General features: G+C 69.7%; 17 protein-coding genes. 3 read left to right on the top strand and 14 right to left on the bottom strand.

Going from position 1 to position 15,485, the window contains the following annotated elements:
- Positions 1-8: 8 nt before the first annotated feature.
- From ASC70_RS05745 to ASC70_RS05755, 3 genes are all read right to left on the bottom strand, one after another.
- Entirely contained in the window at positions 9-425 is a 417-nt protein-coding gene (locus ASC70_RS05745; RefSeq protein ID WP_056047375.1) for an MAPEG family protein, read from the bottom strand.
- A 130-nt stretch (positions 426-555) separates the two neighbouring features.
- Positions 556-1,407 carry a prephenate dehydratase gene (locus ASC70_RS05750; RefSeq protein WP_056047388.1) on the bottom strand — a complete coding sequence of 284 codons (852 nt, stop codon included), beginning with the start codon at positions 1,405-1,407 and terminating at the stop codon, positions 556-558.
- Entirely contained in the window at positions 1,404-2,141 is a 738-nt protein-coding gene (locus tag ASC70_RS05755) for a 3-deoxy-manno-octulosonate cytidylyltransferase (protein WP_056047391.1), read from the bottom strand. Before ASC70_RS05755 ends, ASC70_RS05750 begins: the two co-directional genes overlap by 4 nt.
- A 164-nt stretch (positions 2,142-2,305) precedes the next feature.
- On the opposite strand from ASC70_RS05755, the gene ASC70_RS05760 reads away from it, so the two are divergent.
- Complete coding sequence (locus ASC70_RS05760; protein ID WP_056047394.1) at positions 2,306-3,001, top strand: cytochrome c family protein; 696 nt, start codon at positions 2,306-2,308, stop codon at positions 2,999-3,001.
- 64 nt (positions 3,002-3,065) lie between these two features.
- Here the strand turns inward: ASC70_RS05760 and ASC70_RS05765 are convergent, their stop codons facing one another.
- Genes ASC70_RS05765 through ASC70_RS05775 form a run of 3 tightly spaced genes read right to left on the bottom strand, consistent with a single transcriptional unit; the run spans position 3,066 to position 6,120 of the window.
- Complete coding sequence (locus ASC70_RS05765) at positions 3,066-3,845, bottom strand: alpha/beta hydrolase (protein WP_056047396.1); 780 nt, start codon at positions 3,843-3,845, stop codon at positions 3,066-3,068.
- The gene (locus tag ASC70_RS05770; protein ID WP_056047400.1) at positions 3,842-4,690 is read right to left on the bottom strand and encodes an NlpC/P60 family protein; all 849 of its coding nucleotides are present in this window, start codon (positions 4,688-4,690) and stop codon (positions 3,842-3,844) included. The genes ASC70_RS05765 and ASC70_RS05770 overlap by 4 nt, the downstream gene beginning before the upstream one ends.
- A complete protein-coding gene (locus tag ASC70_RS05775; RefSeq protein ID WP_056047403.1) occupies positions 4,687-6,120 on the bottom strand; it encodes a M17 family metallopeptidase in 1,434 nt (477 codons plus the stop codon). The genes ASC70_RS05770 and ASC70_RS05775 overlap by 4 nt, the downstream gene beginning before the upstream one ends.
- An 83-nt stretch (positions 6,121-6,203) precedes the next feature.
- Here ASC70_RS05775 and ASC70_RS05780 point away from each other — a divergent pair, with 83 nt between their 5' ends.
- Positions 6,204-7,031 carry a tetratricopeptide repeat protein gene (locus tag ASC70_RS05780; RefSeq protein ID WP_162247186.1) on the top strand — a complete coding sequence of 276 codons (828 nt, stop codon included), beginning with the start codon at positions 6,204-6,206 and terminating at the stop codon, positions 7,029-7,031.
- A gap of 16 nt (positions 7,032-7,047) precedes the next feature.
- On the opposite strand, the gene ASC70_RS05785 is transcribed toward ASC70_RS05780, so the two are convergent.
- Together ASC70_RS05785 and ASC70_RS05790 are read right to left on the bottom strand one after the other, a co-directional pair.
- Positions 7,048-7,527, bottom strand: coding sequence for an SRPBCC family protein (locus tag ASC70_RS05785; RefSeq protein ID WP_056048468.1), 480 nt, complete (start codon positions 7,525-7,527; stop codon positions 7,048-7,050).
- Positions 7,528-7,558: 31 nt separating this feature from the next.
- Positions 7,559-8,431, bottom strand: a complete 873-nt coding sequence (locus tag ASC70_RS05790) for an SDR family oxidoreductase (protein ID WP_056047409.1) — start codon at positions 8,429-8,431, stop codon at positions 7,559-7,561.
- 99 nt (positions 8,432-8,530) lie between these two features.
- Between ASC70_RS05790 and ASC70_RS05795 the strand changes: the two genes are divergently transcribed.
- On the top strand, positions 8,531-9,424 hold the full coding sequence (locus tag ASC70_RS05795) for a LysR family transcriptional regulator (RefSeq protein WP_056047414.1): 894 nt from the start codon (positions 8,531-8,533) through the stop codon (positions 9,422-9,424).
- A gap of 4 nt (positions 9,425-9,428) precedes the next feature.
- Here ASC70_RS05795 and ASC70_RS05800 read toward each other — a convergent pair whose 3' ends face one another.
- From ASC70_RS05800 to ASC70_RS05825, 6 genes are all read right to left on the bottom strand, one after another.
- On the bottom strand, positions 9,429-9,620 hold the full coding sequence (locus ASC70_RS05800) for a hypothetical protein (protein ID WP_056047415.1): 192 nt from the start codon (positions 9,618-9,620) through the stop codon (positions 9,429-9,431).
- 64 nt (positions 9,621-9,684) lie between these two features.
- Positions 9,685-10,674, bottom strand: coding sequence for a type II secretion system F family protein (locus ASC70_RS05805; protein WP_156136773.1), 990 nt, complete (start codon positions 10,672-10,674; stop codon positions 9,685-9,687).
- A 12-nt stretch (positions 10,675-10,686) separates the two neighbouring features.
- Complete coding sequence (locus ASC70_RS05810; RefSeq protein ID WP_047407658.1) at positions 10,687-11,664, bottom strand: type II secretion system F family protein; 978 nt, start codon at positions 11,662-11,664, stop codon at positions 10,687-10,689.
- A gap of 3 nt (positions 11,665-11,667) precedes the next feature.
- Positions 11,668-13,197, bottom strand: coding sequence for a CpaF family protein (locus ASC70_RS05815; protein ID WP_056047418.1), 1,530 nt, complete (start codon positions 13,195-13,197; stop codon positions 11,668-11,670).
- On the bottom strand, positions 13,198-14,796 hold the full coding sequence (locus ASC70_RS05820) for a CpaE family protein (protein WP_056047421.1): 1,599 nt from the start codon (positions 14,794-14,796) through the stop codon (positions 13,198-13,200). It lies immediately after the preceding gene.
- Positions 14,796-15,476 (bottom strand): CpaD family pilus assembly lipoprotein, encoded by a 681-nt coding sequence (locus ASC70_RS05825; protein WP_056047425.1) that lies wholly within the window; start codon positions 15,474-15,476, stop codon positions 14,796-14,798. Before ASC70_RS05825 ends, ASC70_RS05820 begins: the two co-directional genes overlap by 1 nt.
- Between the last annotated feature and the right edge of the window lie 9 nt (positions 15,477-15,485).

Consider the following 15,485-nt stretch of genomic DNA (forward strand, 5'->3'; position numbering starts at 1 on the left):
GAGAGGGATCAAAAGATCTTCATCAGCTCCCGCACCACCATCGCCGCCAGCACCCCCGTCGACACCACGAACAGCAGGAACCGCAGCGTCACCAGGTTGACGCTGATCTGCAGCAGGCTGTGCAGCACGCGCACGCCGACATAGACCCAGGCGAAGTGCACGGCCATGCCGTCGGCGTGGCCCGCGACCTGGATGGCCAGGGCCGCCGCGTAGAAGATCGTCGGCTGCTCCATCAGGTGGTTGTAGTTGTCGGCCGCCTGCCGGACGTGGTCGGGCAGCACGTCCAGCGAGCCCGGAAACCGCGCGTCCTGCGGCTTGACCCCCGCCTTCTGCATGGCCGGAATCCGCTGGACGTACATCCAGACCCAGATCACCAGCGACCACCCCACCAGCGCCATCACCGGCGCGACCATCGAACTCTGCATGGCTCCCTCCCCAGGGATTCTTGGTTTACCCGGGGAGCTAATCAGAGAACGCCGGTATCGGAAATGGTGACGCTTGGGGAAGGCGGAAAACTTAGCTGCTCCCCCGCAACGCAGGGGAGGATTTATCTTGCTAGTTCCCCCGATCCCGGAACGGATCGGCCGGATAGACGCCCAGGATCTCGAAGCGCTCGGAGAAGAACTTCAGCTCGTCCAGGGCCAGGGCCAGGCTGCGGTCCTCGGGACGCCCGTCGACCTCGGCGTAGAAGAAGGTCGCGGTGAAGGCGCCGCCCTCCATGTAGCTTTCCAGCTTGGTCATGTTGACGCCGTTGGTCGCGAAGCCGCCCAGAGCCTTGTACAGGGCCGCCGGCAGGTTGCGGACCCGGAACACGAAGCTGGTCACGCAGCGGTGGGTGAATTCCGGGGCCGGCGGGGCCTTGTCGGCCGTCATCACCAGGAAGCGGGTGGTGTTGTGGCGCTCGTCCTCGATGTCGCTGGCCAGGATGTCGAGGCCATAGATCTCGGCCGCCAGGGCCGGGGCCACGGCGCCGCGGGTCGGGTCGGGCTTCAGGGCCAGAGCCTTGGCCGCGCCGGCGGTGTCGCCGGCCGCCTCGGTGGCCACGCCCAGCTTGTTCAGGCTGTTACGGCACTGGGCCAGGGCGATCGGCATCGAGGCGACGACCTTGATGTCCGACAGCTTGACGCCCTTGTTGGCCATCAGCTGGAAGCGGATCGGCTTGAAGCGCTCGCCGATGATCTTCAGGCCCGAGGCCGGCAGCAGGTGGTGCACGTCGGCGACCCGGCCGGCGATCGAGTTCTCGATCGGGATCATGCCCAGCTCGCAGACACCGGTCTTGATCGCCTCGAAGGCCTCCTGGAACGTGGCGCAGGGATAGGCCTCGTGCTCCGGGAAGTAGGTCCGGCACGCCTCGTGGCTGTTGGCGCCGGGCTCGCCCTGGAAGGCGATCTTCTTGAGGATGCTCATGCGGTTTCCTGGGCCTGCTTACGGGCCGCTGCGAGATCGGAGGGATTGTCGACGGAAATCGGGGCCTCGGCGGCCACGGCGGCGCGGATCGTCAGGCCCAGCTCCATGGCGCGCAGTTGCTCCAGCTTCTCGCGCTTTTCGAGGGCGGAGGGCGAGGCGTCGTTGAACACCACCAGCGCCTCGCGGCGATAGCCGTAGATGCCGATGTGGCGCCATACCGGGCCGTCGCCATAAAGGGTGGAGCGGGTGAAGTAGAGCGCGCGGCCGCTTTGGCCGTCGTCCTCCATGGCCAGCACGGCCTTGACGACGTCGGGATTGGCGCGGTCGGCCGGCGAGGCCTCGGGCGCGACGACGGTGGCGATGTCGGCGTCGTCGAACTCCTTAAGTATTCGCGCGCAGTCGCTCAGCACGGCCGGATCGACGAAGGGCATGTCGCCCTGCAGGTTGATGACCACGTCGTGTTCGAACTCCGGATCGAGCACGGCCAGCGCCGCCAGGATCCGGTCCGAGCCGGACGGCAGGTCGGGGTCGGTCAGCACCGCCGTTCCGCCAGCCTTTTGAACCGCCTCGACGATTTCGGGATCGCCGGCCGCCACGGCCACGGGGCCGATGTTCGCCTTCAGGGCCTGGTTGAGAACCCGGACGATCATCGGAACGCCGCCGATCTCCGCCAGCGGCTTGCCCGGCAGGCGCGTCGCCGCCATCCGCGCGGGGATCAGGACGATCGGGTTCATGGGTTCGTGGCCTCAATTGTTTGCTGCCCGGTTGCGCGAGGGGCGGTAGCGTGTAAGAGACGCGAGCGCAACATGACGCGCGTTCGGGACTCGTCCTGGCGATTCCGACGCGCTGGTTTCAAGCCCGCCCTGGGGTGGGCCGACAAGAGGCTGACTAGGCTGAAATGAGCGACCTGACGTTCAACAAGATCGCTGGCGGCGTGCTGCTGACCGGCCTCGTTATTTTCGGTCTGCGGGAAGCGTCGGACATCGTCTTCAAGAAGCATGAAGTCGAGAAGGCCGGCTACGAGATCGCGGTCCAGGAAGAGTCGGCCGGCGGCGGCGAAGTCGCCGACACTCCGCCGGATTGGGCCGCTGTCCTGACCCCGGCCAACGTGGCCGCCGGCGCCGCCGTCTCGGCCAAGTGCGCGGCCTGCCACAAGCTGGACGCCTCGAACGCCAACGCCACCGGCCCCGGCCTGTGGGACGTGCTGGGCCGCAAGCCGGCCGCGCATCCGGGCTACAACTATTCGGGCGCGATGAAGGACTTCGCCGGCAAGCAGCCGGTGTGGGACTACGACGCCCTGTACACCTTCCTGAAGGCGCCCGGTAAGGACGTCCCCGGCACCAACATGACCTTCGTGGGTCTGAAGAAGCCGGAAGACCGCATCGCGATGATCGCCTACCTGCACAGCCTGGGTTCGAAGCTGCCGGTGCCGCCGCCGCGTCCGGCCGCCGCCGCCGCTGCTCCGGCCGCTGGCGCTCCGGCCGACGCCGCTGCTCCGGCCGCCCCGGGCGGCGCGACGGCTCCGGCCCCCGGCGCCGCCACGGCCCCGGCCGCGCCGGCCGCCGGTGGGAACACCGCGCCGCCGAAGGCCTAATCGCCCCAAGCGCTGAAATCGAAGAGGCCGCGAAGCGCAAGCTCCGCGGCCTTTTTGTTGGCGCCTATCCTCGCCGCGCCATCCACCCGGCCGCCAGCTCCGGCCAGGCCGCCTGGGTCCCGTCCAGCGCGCGCAGGGCGAAGCCGTGCGGGGCGGCGCCGAACACGTGGGCGTCCAGGTCTAGGCCCGCGTCGCGGGCGGTGCGGATGAAGTTCAGCGCGTGCTCGATCGGCACGGCCTCGTCGTGCAGGGCATAGGCCAGGAACACCGGGCAGCGGGGCACGCCGTGCGGTTCGGCCGCCAGACCGATCGGCCAGGCGTCGTAGAAGGCCTGCTTCTGCGGCGGCGGATAGTCGGGCTTGCCGGCCGGCGCCTTGTGGTCGCTGTGATTGGCGTTGATCGGCGCATAGGCGATCAGCAGGCCGGCGGCGTTCACACCCGGCTGGCAAGCGATGGCGCCCGCCAGATGGCCGCCGGACGACAGGCCCAGCACGAACAGCGGCAGGTCGCGGCCGATCTGGTTCAAGGCCGCCAAACCGTCGGTGAGGGCCACGTCCTCGGGCCAGACCTCGCCGTCACCCGGCGCGCCGGGCAAGCGATGGACCAGCACGAAGGCGTCGTAGCCCAGGCCGTTGAGCCACTGGGCGACTTCGGTCCCCTCGCGGTCGTGCATCAGCCGCAGATAGCCGCCGCCGGGACAGACCAGCACCCGACCCTTCGGCGCGGCGACGCGATAGGCGTGCAGCTCGCCGCGCGAGACCTGCTCGATCACGCGATCGGGGAGCTCTCCTCGCAGGACGTTGGCGGCTCCGGGACTGAGCGGGATCACCTCGGGTCCGATCACGAAACCCGCCGGTAGCCGAGCGGCGCGCCGACGCCCGCCGCCTCGATCCGGGCGATGGCCTCGGCCAGGGGCTCGATCGCGGTGGCCATGTGGTGGGCGTTGGCGTGCAGGATGGTGTCGGCGTCCAGCAGGATGGCCACGTGGCCCTTCCAGAACACCAGGTCGCCGCGCCGACGGTCGGCCTCGGCGACTTCCGGGAAGAAGCCGCGCTGCATGTCGGTGTCACGCGGACAGGCGCGGACGCAGGCATAGAGGGCCTGCTGCACCAGCCCCGAGCAGTCCAGGCCCAGCGACTCGCGGCCGCCCCACTGGTAGGGCGCGCCCAGGAAGCGCTCGGCGACGGCGACATAGTCGCGTTCTCCGCGCCCAATGGCGGTCAGGTGTTCCTCGACGAACCAGCCGGTCCCCACGCCCTTGGCGAAGCGGCCTTCGCGCGCCTCGACCGTGACCAGGGCGTTCAGGCTGTAGAGCCCGTCGGGCCGCGACTTGATGTCGGGCTTGCTGAACGCATAGGTGCGGATCGCGCTGACGGCATGGGTCGGCGGCGCGCCTTGCGGCGTCAGCGCCGTGGCCTCGACGAAGCCGACATAGCCGTCGCGGGCCGCCTGGCCCCAGGCGAAGCCATCCTTGATCTCCAGCACCCGGAAGACCTCGCCGAACAGCAGCTGGTCCCACTGCTCGGCGTCGGGCGAGGCCGCGGCGCGGATGGCGGTGGCCGGGACGGCGCAGACCATCACCTCGCTGGCCTCGAAGCGCTCGGCCGGGGCCAGGCCCTCCAGGCGCTGGTCGGCCAGGTCGGCGCGGGCCAGGGTCACGCGGGAGTCGCCAAGGAAGTCCAAGCTCATGCGAAACGGCCCTTGATCATGGCGAAGGCCGCGCGAATGGCCTGCGCCTCGCCCCCCACGGGGAATCCGGGGCGGCCCTTGGGGTTCCAGGCGAAGACGTCGAAGTGGGCCCAGGGGCCGACATCGTCGCCGCCATTTTCGGTTTGGGCTGGCGCGAACCGCTGCAGGAACAGCGCCGCCGTCGTGGCCCCGGCCTGGGCCCAGCCGTCGGGGTCGTTCTTCAGGTCGGCGACGTCGCTGTCCAGCGCCTCGCGATAGGCCTCGGTCAGGGGCAGGCGCCAGAGGGAATCCTGCACCGCCCGCGACGCCGCCTCGATCTGGCCGGCCAGCTTGTCGTCGGCGGTCCAGAACGGGATCACGAACGGCCCCAGGGCGATCCGCGCCGCGCCGGTCAGGGTCGCGAAGTCCAAAGTCAGGGCGGGCTTCAGCTCGGCGGCGCGGGTCAGGGCGTCGGCCAGGATCAGGCGGCCCTCGGCGTCGGTGTTGCCGACCTCCACCGTCAGGCCGGCGCGGGTCTGGAGCACGTCGCCGGGCCGCATGGCGTCGCCGGCGATGGCGTTCTCGACCACGGGGGTCAGGATCGCCAGACGGACCGGCAGCCGGGCTTCCATAATCATGCGACCCAGGGCCAGGGCGTGGGCGGCGCCGCCCATGTCCTTCTTCATCAGCCGCATGCCCGAGGACGGCTTGATGTCGAGGCCGCCGGTGTCGAACACCACGCCCTTGCCGACCAGCGCCACCAGTGGGTGCGCGGCGTCGCCCCAGGCGATCTCGATCATGCGCGGCGCGCGGGCCGGGACGGCGGCGCGGCCGACGGCATGGACGGCGGGGTAGTTCTGCGAGAGCAAGTCGTCGCCGGTGACCACGGCGATCGTCGCGCCGTACTTCTCGGCGATCTCGCGGGCGATGGTCTCGATCTGCAGCGGCCCCATGTCGTTGGCCGGGGTGTTGACCATGTCGCGGGCGAGAGCGCAGGCGTGGGCCGTGGCGGTGACGGCGGCGGCGTCGACGCCCTTGGGCGCGACCAGCCGGGCGATCGGCTCGCCCTTCTTCTTGTAGCGGTCGAAGCGGTAGGTCCCCAGGGCGAAGGCCAGGGCCGCTTCGGCCGGATCGATTCCCCTGGGCAGCTTGGTCAGGACGTAGTCGCCGGCCGGCAGCTTGCCGGCGAGCGTGCGAAACAGCGACAGATCCGCGCGGCCCCCACCCAGATTTGACCCCACGCCCAGCAGCACCCGCTCGACCGCGCCGCTCGCGCCGGGGACCGCCAGCACCTGGCCGGCCTTGCCCGTGAACTTGTTGGCGGCGGCGAAAGTCCTTACCGGCGCGCGCTTTTGGGCCAGGAAGCCCTCGACCTCGCCTTCGGCCAGCGGATGGACCGGGATCGCCGCGCCCTCGGCCGCGCTGAGGATCGGATGGGTCGCGTCGGACATCGGCGGAGTCCTTTAAAATTATGCTTAACGATTCCTTGAGGGCCACGCCGGATCATGGGCGCACCTTCGGGAGACCTGCCTTCATGTGTCGCAAGCGCGCGCTCGTCGCAACCGTTCTCGCCCCGGCTATCGTGCTGATGGCGCTCGGCGCTCCCTTGGGGGCCTTCGCCGCGGACGCCCCCAAGCCCGCGCCGGAGGCCGCCGCCGCCAAACCGGTCAAGGCCTCGCCGCAGCAGCGCGCCGAGGCTCGGCGGCTGGACCCGCTGGCCCGCGCGGCCTTCTGGGGCGCCGAGTTCGAGACCGACGCTTCCGACGCCGAGGCGGGCGCGGGCCTGGCCCAGGCGTTGCGCGGCCTCGGCCGCAACGACGACGCCGCCGAGACCGCGACCAAGGCCCTGATCGCCCATCCCGACGACACCGCCCTGCTGCTGGAGCTGGCCCGCGCCCACGTCGCGCGCGGCCAGGGCTTCTACGCCATCGAGCCGGCCCGCAAGGCCGCCGCCCTGGCGCCGAAGGACTGGCGTCCGCTGACCCTGCTGGCCGTGGCCTACGAACAGGCCCAGCGCGACGAGGAGGCCGACGCGGCCCATCGCCAGGCCCTGGCCCTGGCGCCCAACGAGGCCACGCCGCTGGCCAACTACGCCATGCACCTGGCCGCCCAAGGCGACCTGCCGGGCGCGGAAGCCCAGTTGCGCCGCGCCGCCGCCCTGCCCTCGGCCGGGATCCAGGTGCGCCAGAACCTGGCCCTGGTGGTCGGCCTGCAAGGCCGCCTGCCCGAAGCCGAGAAACTGGCCCGCGCCGACCTGCCGCCCGAGCTGGTGGCCAACAACCTGGCCTATCTGCGCGCCGCCATCGGCCAGGCCGGTGGCAGCCGCTCTTGGGACGCGCTGAAGGCGGGCGGCGGGCAATAGGCTCGCGCTTCAGCCGTCAGCCTTGGAGCTTGCCCTCCGCCAGCAGTTCGCGGGTCCGCTTCAGCGTCGACAGCAAGGCGGCCTTGTAGCCGGTGGGGCCGTCGAACTGCGCCTGCTCCGCCTGCTCTTGCGGACCGTTCGGCGCCTGGCCGCGAAGGCCGAGATAGCAGTAGAAGCGCAGCTGCAGCGCGCCGTCCGCGTCCTCGAACAACTCGTTGATGATGGCCCCTTCACGCGGACCGGCGGCCTGGAAGAAGGTCACCTTGCTCAGCGGTTCCAGGGCGACGATCTCGCGGAGGTCGGCCCCGCCGATCGTGGCGTCGCGCACGAAATGGCTCGCGCTTTCCTCCACGACATCGCAGCGGGTGCAGAGGCCCGGCGGCAGGAACAGGCGGGCGTCGCGGGCTTTCAGTTCCAGGCCGGCCCAGGCTTGCGCCCGGGTCAGCTTGGTCTCGCCCTCGGGGTTCACCGGGACGGTGGCGGTCGAATAGATCATGGTCATAGTCCTTGGGAGCGGGCCGAGCGGGTCAGGCGGCGCTAGCGGCGATCTGGGTCGCGAAGTCGCGATAGGCGTGCAGCGGGCGCCCCAGGATCCGGGTCAGGCGCGCGACGTCGCCAGCCTCGGGAATCATGCCGTCGCCGACGAAGCGCTCGGCCATCAGGCGCATTTCATAGGCCATCCACTTGGGCATGAAGTTGGCCAGGTTCTGCTCGAAGCCCGACGGATCATCGCCGCCATAGGCGACCGGGCGGCCCAGGACGTCCGACCAGATCGCCGCCACGGCGGTCCCGGTCAGCGTGTCGGGACCGACCAGGTTGATGGTCTCGATCGGCAGCTTGCCCGGCGCCTGGTCGCGACGGATCAGCTCGATCGCCGCGACCTCGGCGATGTCGCGGGCGTCGACCATGGCCACGCCCTTGCCGCCGACGGGCATCGGATAGACGCCGTAGTTCAGGATGACGTCCTTGATCGTCAGGTCGTTGTCGATGAAGTAGGCGGGACGCAGGATCGTGGCGGAGAAGCCCATCTGCTGGATCATCCGCTCGGCGCCGGACTTCACCGCGAAGTGGGGCACGTTCACGAAGCGATCGGCGTGGATCACCGACAGGTAGACGACCCGCTCGACGCCGGACTCGCGGGCGATGTTCAGGGTGATCAGCGCCTGGGTGAATTCGTCGGCCGCCACCGCGTTGAGCAGGAACAGCGTGCGGACGCCGGTGAAGGCGGCGCGCAAGGAGTCGATGTCGAGCAGGTCGCCTTGCACGACCTCGACGCCGGCCGGGAAGTCGGCCTTCGAGGGATCGCGGACCAGGACGCGCACGGCGGCGTCGCGGGCGACGAGTTGCTGGACGACTTGGCGGCCGACACGGCCGGTGGCGCCGGTAACGAGGATGGTCATGGAAAAATCTCCGGGGTTCGAGTGACACCGGCAAATTAGCGATCCATATCTTGGCCAATAGACGCTAGATTTGGACACTCCGTCCCACTGGTGGAACATATGGACCTGCTCGCCCTCGCCGACTTCAACCTGGTCGCCCGGCATGGCGGGGTCGGCCGCGCCGCCCGCGCCGCCGGACGGCCCAAGGCGACCCTGTCGCGCAGGGTCGTGGAACTGGAGGCCAGCCTCGGCCTGCGCCTGTTCGAGCGTGGCGGCCGGACGTTGAAGCTCACCCAGGAAGGACGGGCGCTGCACGAGCGCACCACCGCCCTGCTCACCGAGCTGGACGAGACGGCGGCGGGCATCGCGTCCGGCGGCGACATCCCGCGCGGCCTGCTGCGGATCAGCGCGCCGTTGCTGTTCTCGCAGATCGCGATGGGCAGGCTGGCCGCCCAGTTCGCGATGAAGTTTCCGGACATCCGCCTGGAGGTGACGACGGAGGACCGGGCCGTCGACATGGTCGAGGAAGGCTATGACCTGGTGATCCGCGTGAACCCGGATCCGGACGCGACCCTGGTCGGGCGCGCCTTCATGCGCGATTACCTGGTGGTGGTGGCCAGCCCCGATCTCGCGCGGCCCACTGACGGATCCCCCGTCACCGCGATCGTGCGCGGGACAGGGTCGGGACTTGAAACCTGGAAGATGGCGAACGCGACCGGAGGTTCGACCCTCGTCGTCGATCCCGTCCTTGGCCTGTCCTCGATGATCATGGTCCGAGACGCCGTTCGGGCCGGGGTCGGCGTCGCACGGCTGCCGGTGTCGCTGGTGGGTCCCGATCTGGCCGCGGGCCGGCTGGCGCACTGGGGCGATATCGACGGGCCGGAGATCGCCCTATGGACGCTCTACCCGTCGCGCCGTCTGCTCAGCGCGCGTGTCTCGGCGTTTCTCGATCACCTGAAGTCCGCCTTCCCCACCGGCGAGCCGCATGAGCTGGCGGCCTTCATCGGCGTGTGAAAGGCTAACCGCCGAGCGCCTGGCTCAAGGCCTTCGCGGTCCGGGTGAAATTGGCCAACAGGGGGTCGGCCAGCAGATACTTCATGGTGTAGGCGAAAAAGGCCGCCAAGCCGGCCACCAGCGCCATCTCCAGCGCAGCGCCGCCCTTTTCCTCGCGCGCGAAAGCAACCGCGATCTTCCTGTGCCTGTCCGCCACGCGCCCTGTCCCAAAACGAAATCGTCTTGGCGAGCGCGCGCAAGTCCGGCGCCAGGCGGGAGTTCTAGTGCTTCCCGAACACGTCCTGGATCTTGATGATCGCGGGACCCATGATGACCATGAACAGCACCGGCAGGAAGAACATGATCATCGGCACGGTCAGCTGAGCCGGCAGGGCCGCGGCCTTCTTCTCGGCGGCTGACAGGCGCAGATCGCGGTTCTCCTTGGCCATGACGCGCAGGGCCGTGCCCAGCGGGGTGCCGTAGCGCTCGGCCTGGATCATCGCCGTGGCCACCGACTTGATGCCAGGATGGTTGGTCCGGCGGGCCAGGCCCTCGTAGGCCAGGCGACGGTCGGGCAGGTACGAAAGCTCGGCCGTCAGCAGGCTGAGCTCCTCGGCCAGCTCCATCGACGAGGCGCCGACTTCCGACCCGACCTTCTGGATCGCCGCCTCGATCGACATGCCGCTTTCGACGCAGATCAGCAGCAGGTCCAGCGAGTCGGGGAAGGCCGCCACGATCGACTCGCGGCGCTTCTGGGCGATGTTGCTGATGTAGACGTTGGGCGCGTAGTAGCCGAGCGCCAGGAACGCCACGCACGCGCACATCTTCTGCAGGGGCAGCAGGCCAAAGCCGTTCACGACATAGAGATAGAAGGCCACCACCGCCCCGAATACGAACGGCATCACGAAGCGGAAGAAGTAGAAGGTGGTCACCGGGCGCGGGCCGCGGAAACCGGCCTGGGCCAGCTTGTCGACGACCTTGGGATCCTCCAGCAGCCGCGACAGCTGCAGCCGGTCCACGACGTTCTTGTAGAGACCCTCGTCCTGGTGGCGCAGCGAGCCGGTGCTCGACCCGCCGTTCCGCTGGGCGATGTTCTGGCGCGATCGCCGACGCAACTCCTCGCGCCGGTTGGCCACCGACTTCAGGCGGCCCTCCAGATTGTTGTCGCGCAGGGCCGGCGAAGCCAGGGTGATGATGGTGGCGAACACCACCACGGCGATGAAGGCGGTCACCAGGTTGGTGGGGTCGGTCAGGGTGTCGACGATCTTCACGCGGCCCTCCCCCTAGAACTTGAAATTGATCATGCGGCGCATGACGAAGATGCCCAGGGTCATCCACAGCGCGCCCGCCAGCAGCATCAGGTGGCCGCGCGGATCGGTGAACATCGGCCGCATGTAGGAGGGCGAGGTCACGCTGATCAGGGTGACGACGCCCGGCGGCAGCGAGCCGATGATGACGGCCGAGGCGATGGCTTCGGCCGACAGCGCCTTGATCTTCTCCTTCATCAGCTTGCGCGCGCGCAAGACGGTGGAGAGGTTGCCCAGGGCCTCGGCCAGGTTGCCGCCGGTCTTGGCCTGGATGGCCAGAACGATCGAGAAGAAGCGCAGCTCGCTGGTCGGCATGCGCTCGTACATCTTCTCCAGGGCCGCATCGACCGGCACGCCCATGGCGATGTTCTCGGTCAGGGTGCGGAACTCGCCGGCCAGGGGCTCGGGACTTTCCTTGCCGATGATCTTCAGGCAGTCGTGGACCGGCAGGCCCGACTTGATGCCGCGCACGATGATGTCGATGGCGTCCGAGAAGGCCTCGGTGAACTTGCGCGTGCGGCTCTTGGCCAGGAAGCCCAGCACCCAGCGCGGCAGGCCCGCCCCGGCGGCGAAGCCCGCGCCCAGGGCGACCAGCGGCATCTGGCGCAGCAGCAGGAACAGCAGGGCGACGAACACGCCCAGCACGCCGCTGATGATCCAGAACATCCTGACATTTTCGCCCAGGCCCGCGGCCTGCATGCGCGCGCCGATGCTGAGCGAGGCCTTCTTCTGCTTGCGCTCCTGCTCCTTGAGCGACTTGAGGATCGCCTGGCGGCGGGCGTCGGGTGTGTTGGCCGCGGCCTTGGCGCGGACGCTGGCCTGGCGCTCGCCGCCGCCGGCGATCATCTGGGCGCGCTTGGCCGCCTTGGCCGAGCCGCTGTCACCGCCGGCGAAGGCGAAGCCCAGGCCCGCGATGGTGATGAAACCGAGGATCCCGGCGATGATGAACAGCATCGCCTACTCCGCCGCGTCGAGGGCTTCGGCCAGTTCGCGCTCCAGGCCGTAATAGCGAGCGCGGTCCCAGAAGCGCGGGCGGGCGATGCCGGTCGAGCGGTGCTTGCCCAGCACCCTGCCGTGCTCGTCCTCGCCGGTGATCTCGTAGATGAACAGGTCCTGGGTGACGATCACGTCGCCCTCCAGGCCCACCACCTCGGTGATGTGGGTGATGCGGCGCGAGCCGTCGCGCAGGCGGGCGGCCTGGATGATCACGTCGACCGAGCCGACGATCATCTCCTTGATGGTCTTCGAGGGCAGGCCGTAGCCGCCCATGGTGATCATGCTCTCGACGCGGCTGATGGCCTCGCGCGGGCTGTTGGCGTGCAGCGTGCCCATCGAGCCGTCGTGACCGGTGTTCATGGCCTGGAGGAGGTCGAACGCCTCCGGCCCGCGGACTTCGCCGACGATGATGCGTTCGGGACGCATCCGCAGACAGTTCTTGACCAGGTCGCGCATGGTGATCGCGCCCGAGCCTTCCAGGTTGGCCGGGCGGGTTTCCAGGCGCACCACGTGCGGCTGCTGCAGCTGCAGTTCGGCCGCGTCCTCGCAGGTCACGACCCGCTCGGTGGGGTCGATGAACGCGGTCATGGTGTTGAGCAAGGTCGTCTTGCCCGAGCCCGTGCCGCCCGAGATGATGACGTTGCAGCGGCAGGCGCCGATGACGCCCAGAACCCGCGCCCCTTCCGGGCTGATGGAGAGGTACTCCACCAGGTTCTTCATCGTCAGCTTGTCCTTCTTGAACTTCCGGATGGTCAGGGTCGGACCATCCAGAGCCAAGGGTGGGGCGATGACGTTGACGCGGCTGCCGTCGGGCAGGCGGGCGTCGCAGATCGGCGAGCTTTCGTCGACCCGGCGGCCGACCTGGCTGACGATCCGCTGGCAGATGTTCATCAGCTGCAGATTGTCGCGGAAACGGACGTTGGTCAGCTGGACCTTGCCGCCCACTTCGATGAACACCCGGTGGGCGCCGTTGACCATGATGTCGGCGATGTCGTCGCGGGCCAGCAAAGGCTCCAGCGGACCGTAGCCGAGGACGTCGTTGATGATGTCCTGGACCAGGTGCTCCTGCTCGGCCACCGACATCGAGACGTTCTTGATCGCCACCAGCTCGGCGACGATGTCGCGGATCTCCTCGGCCGCCGCCTTGATGTCGAGCTGGGCCAGCTGGCTCAGGTCGATCGTGTTCAGCAGGGCGTTGAAGATCGTGGTCTTGGTGGCGTGGTAGTAGTCGCTCTGTTCACGGACGATATTGGTCGTCTGGGCGGCGGCGATGCCTTGCGCGGCGCGCAGCTGATCCAGGCCCGGCGTCGCCTTCGGCGCGGCGCCGCCCTTCGCGGCGGGACCGGTGAGCTTGGGCGCCGGCGCCTTGGGTTCCGGCGGGGCGGTCGGCTCGATCCGCTGCGGACGCGTGGCGATGGCCGCGCCGCCCGTCGGAGCGGGGGGCGGCGCCTTCTGTTCGGCGGGGGCTGACGGATCGCGCTTGCCGAACATCTACTTCTTCTTGAACAGGCCCGAGAGCATGGACGACTTCTGCGGAGCCGGCGGTTCGCGGCGGCTGATCAGGCGGGCCAGGTGCTCCAGCCCCTCGGCGGCCTTCGACTTGGGCGCCACCTCGGCCAGCATCTGGCCGTTGTTGGCCGCCTGGCCGTAGGGCTTGGGATCGAACGGCAGCACCAGCGAAGGCTGGACGCCCAGGGCCTCGCCGAAGTCCTTGACCGGGATCTCGGGACGGCCGGGCACGCCGACCTGGTTCAGGACGAGGCGCGGCGGCACGTCGTTGGGCCGCGCGCCCTTGACCAGGTCGATGATGTTCTTGGCGTTGCGCAAGGAGGCGAGGTCGGGCGTGGCCACCACGACCAGATCGTCCGAGCCGACCAGCACGCGGCGGCTCCAGGCGTTCCAGACGTGCGGGATGTCCAGCACCACGAAGGGGGCGGCGCCGCGGATCTTCTGGGTCGCTTCCTCATAGGCGTCGGCGCTGATCTCGTAGTCGTCGTCCAGCGAGGCCGGGGCGGCGAACAGCGACAGGCGGTCGCCGCAGCGGACCATCATGCGGTCCATCAGCACCGGGTCCAGACGATCCGGCTGGGTCAGGGCGTCCAGCACGCCTTGCAGCGGATCCTGGTTGAAGTCGAGGCCGGCGGTGCCGAAGGCCAGGTCCAGATCGACCAGCACGGTGGCGGTCTGCATCTTCTCGGCCATCGACCAGGCGAAGTTGTGGGCCAGGGTCGAGGCCCCCACCCCGCCCTTGGCGCCGACGAAGGCGATCTGGCGGCCGATGAACGGCGCCGACGGGTCGGCGTAGAGGCCGCCCACCGCGCGGATCACCTGCAGCGGACCCAGCGGCTGGGTCAGATATTCGCTGACCCCTCGGCGGATCAGCTCGCGATAGAGGGCGATGTCGTTGGTCTGTCCGACCACGACCACCTTGGTGCCGGGGTCGCAGACCTGGGCCAGGCTGTCCAGCAGGTGCAGCAGGCGCTGCGCGCTCTGGGTCGTCTCGACCATGACCAGCGAGGGGGTCGGCTGATTTTGATAGTAGTCGACGGCCGCTTCCAGCCCGCCGTCGCGAACGATGGTCGAGGCGCGGGCCATGCGACGGTCGGCGGCGGCCTGTTCGATCAGGGCCGCCGTCTCCGGCCGGGCGCAGAAGGCGTGGATGGTGATCCGCGGGATCGCCGCGTCGCCCAGGCCGCTGTCGGCGATGGGCTCGTGATAGGTCGGCGCGGCGGCGGGCGCCTCGGCCGGGATGTCGAGGTCGCGATCGTCGGGCTCCGGCCCGGCGACGACGGGCTGCGGCGCGCGGCGCGGGGCGGCTGGCGCGGACGCCGCCGGCTGGGGCGCGGCGGGCTTGGCCGCTGGCTGGGCCGCCAGTTGGGCGGCGGGCGTCGGGCGAGTGGCCGGCGCGCGGGCGGGCTGAGCCTCGTCGCGCGGGCGGGCCGGCGGGAACTCGGCGAACGGGTCGTCGAAGCCGCCCACCGGGCTGAGCGACGGCGGGGCGGACGCGCGCCAAGGGTCGGACGCGCCGGTGGTGAACTCGTCGGCGGCGTCGAAGCCCAGGTCGAAGGGGTCGCTATCGGTCGGCCGCATTACTGGATCGCCTTCGAAATGGCGCCACTGGCTTGATCGTCCTTGGCCGCGCTGGTGGTTTCGCCCTTGCGGTACTTGCCAAGGACGGTGTCGCGGCGGCCGGCGTCGATCGGAGTGGTGTCGCGCGGCCGGATCAGGTCTTCGGGATTGGCCACCTGGGCGGCGATGTTGGCGGCCATGGCGCAGCCGAAGTTCTCATAGGCGGTGTTGTTGCGGGTGGCGGCCAGGTTCTCCCAGCGCTCGCCGCATTTCAGCGGCTGGGCCTCGTAGCGCAGGAAGCCGACGCGGATGGTGTTGTCCTCGGGACCGGCCGGATTGAAACCGACGACCCGCACGCGCGCGCCCGGTGCGCCCAGGGTGATCAGCCTGTCACGAATCTGGGTGGCCATGGCGCCCGCGCTGTTCGGAGCGGTGACCACCAGTTCGCGGCCCTCCGCGTCCAGCCAGCGCCCGACCAGGGCCTCCAGGGCCGAGCCCTGGTTGGCCGACAGGCCGGTGGCGTGCGAGGCCAGGACGATCTCGTCCGGCGCGGACGTGACCTTGATCTTGTCCATCCACTGCTGGGTTTCGGTGGTGGCGACCTTGGACGGCCCCTGCTCCGGCGGCGCCGAGGCGCAGGCGGCCAGGCCGGCGAAGGCGGCCGCCAACAGGACGATCTTGACGGGGGTGTTGTGCGTCATGGCGGCGTC

The organism is Caulobacter sp. Root343 (assembly GCF_001425745.1).
GTDB lineage: Bacteria > Pseudomonadota > Alphaproteobacteria > Caulobacterales > Caulobacteraceae > Caulobacter.

Bases quoted from the DNA above. Each gene is read 5' to 3' on its own strand.
- ASC70_RS05745 (WP_056047375.1), bottom strand. From the start codon at position 425: ATGCAGAGTTCGATGGTCGCGCCGGTGATGGCGCTGGTGGGGTGGTCG.
- ASC70_RS05750 (WP_056047388.1), bottom strand. From the start codon at position 1,407: ATGAGCATCCTCAAGAAGATCGCCTTCCAGGGCGAGCCCGGCGCCAAC.
- ASC70_RS05755 (WP_056047391.1), bottom strand. From the start codon at position 2,141: ATGAACCCGATCGTCCTGATCCCCGCGCGGATGGCGGCGACGCGCCTG.
- ASC70_RS05760 (WP_056047394.1), top strand. From the start codon at position 2,306: ATGAGCGACCTGACGTTCAACAAGATCGCTGGCGGCGTGCTGCTGACC.
- ASC70_RS05770 (WP_056047400.1), bottom strand. From the start codon at position 4,690: ATGAGCTTGGACTTCCTTGGCGACTCCCGCGTGACCCTGGCCCGCGCC.
- ASC70_RS05775 (WP_056047403.1), bottom strand. From the start codon at position 6,120: ATGTCCGACGCGACCCATCCGATCCTCAGCGCGGCCGAGGGCGCGGCG.
- ASC70_RS05780 (WP_162247186.1), top strand. From the start codon at position 6,204: ATGTGTCGCAAGCGCGCGCTCGTCGCAACCGTTCTCGCCCCGGCTATC.
- ASC70_RS05785 (WP_056048468.1), bottom strand. From the start codon at position 7,527: ATGATCTATTCGACCGCCACCGTCCCGGTGAACCCCGAGGGCGAGACC.
- ASC70_RS05790 (WP_056047409.1), bottom strand. From the start codon at position 8,431: ATGACCATCCTCGTTACCGGCGCCACCGGCCGTGTCGGCCGCCAAGTC.
- ASC70_RS05795 (WP_056047414.1), top strand. From the start codon at position 8,531: ATGGACCTGCTCGCCCTCGCCGACTTCAACCTGGTCGCCCGGCATGGC.
- ASC70_RS05810 (WP_047407658.1), bottom strand. From the start codon at position 11,664: ATGCTGTTCATCATCGCCGGGATCCTCGGTTTCATCACCATCGCGGGC.
- ASC70_RS05815 (WP_056047418.1), bottom strand. From the start codon at position 13,197: ATGTTCGGCAAGCGCGATCCGTCAGCCCCCGCCGAACAGAAGGCGCCG.
- ASC70_RS05820 (WP_056047421.1), bottom strand. From the start codon at position 14,796: ATGCGGCCGACCGATAGCGACCCCTTCGACCTGGGCTTCGACGCCGCC.
- ASC70_RS05825 (WP_056047425.1), bottom strand. From the start codon at position 15,476: ATGACGCACAACACCCCCGTCAAGATCGTCCTGTTGGCGGCCGCCTTC.